The 1372-nt window shown below is 57.7% G+C and carries 1 protein-coding gene; it reads left to right on the forward strand.

What is annotated here, in order from left to right:
- Positions 1–41: 41 nt before the first annotated feature.
- Positions 42–1372, forward strand: a 1331-nt coding sequence (locus ACYVNQ_RS11925; protein WP_460902708.1) for an IS3 family transposase, incomplete at its 3' end; no start/stop codon positions are given.

Here is a 1372-nt window from a genome sequence, read left to right on the forward strand (position 1 = left end):
GGGGATGCGGACAAAATCCTGGACTACCTGGAGGGTAGTTCATGTATTCATACGCAGACCGCATCCGCGCAGTCAGGCTGTACATCAAACTGGGGCGACGTGTCGCGGCAACAATCCGACAGCTTGGCTACCCGACCAAAAATGCTCTTAAGAGCTGGCACCGGGAATTCGAACTTCGACTCGATCTGCCTGCTGGCTACGCACGTTCGAAGCCAAGATATTCACAAGAGCAGAAGCAGCTCGCCGTTGAACACTATCTCGAGCATGGCCGCTGCATCTCCGCGACACTCAGGGCATTGGGCTATCCGGGCCGGGCGTCACTTCACGCCTGGATACGAGAACTGACGCCCGGGGAGCACACGCACGTTGTCGGTCGATCCGAGGCAGCATCACCAAGCCTAAAGCAGGCAGCTGTCATCGCATTGTGTACAAGACGGGAGAGTGCACAGGAGATAGCGCAACGGCTTGGCGTATGCCGGCCGACGTTGTACAACTGGAAGAACCAGCTACTCGGCCGCGAGGCTCCTGCATCGATGAAACGCCATGACGACACGCCGTTGCCTCCGGAACGGGAAGCACTGGAACGACAGCTCGATGAATTGCGACGCCAGGTCCGACAACTACAGCTCGAGCAAGACATCCTGAAGGCGGCGAATGAAATCCTAAAAAAAGACGTGGGCATCGACCGGGAGTCTCTGAGCAATCGGGAGAAGACACTGCTGGTTGATGCCCTGAAACAGACGTACAGCGTACCGGATGTTCTAAAGGAAGTTGGCCTGGCACGCAGCTCTTACTTCTACCATCGGGCGCGGCTCGATGCCACTGACAAGTATCTTGAGGTGCGTCGCGCTATCGCAGACATCTTTGAAGGCAATCACCGTTGCTACGGCTATCGCCGCATTCAGGCATCGTTGAGCCGGCAACAGGTCATGATCTCGGAGAAGGTCGTTCAGCGTCTCATGAGACAGGAGCGCCTGGTTGCGAGCGCGCCGAAGCGGCGTCGATACGGCTCCTATATGGGCGAGATCAGCCCGGCACCGGCTAATATCGTCAACCGCGACTTCCGGGCTGCTGCGCCAAATGAGAAATGGCTTACGGACATCACGGAGTTTCAGCTTCCCGCTGGCAAGGTGTATCTGTCACCAGTGATCGACTGTTTCGATGGAATGGTCGTCAGCTGGGCAATCGGTACGCGCCCTGACGCAGACCTTGTGAACTCAATGCTTGATGCAGCCGTCGAGACGGTCGCGTCTGGAAATGACCGGCCTATCGTGCACTCCGATCGCGGTGCGCACTATCGCTGGCCAGGCTGGATCTCCCGCATCGCCCGTGCAAAGCTGATTCGCTCGATGTCACGCAAGGGATACTCACC

Source organism: Paraburkholderia jirisanensis (genome assembly GCF_054782355.1).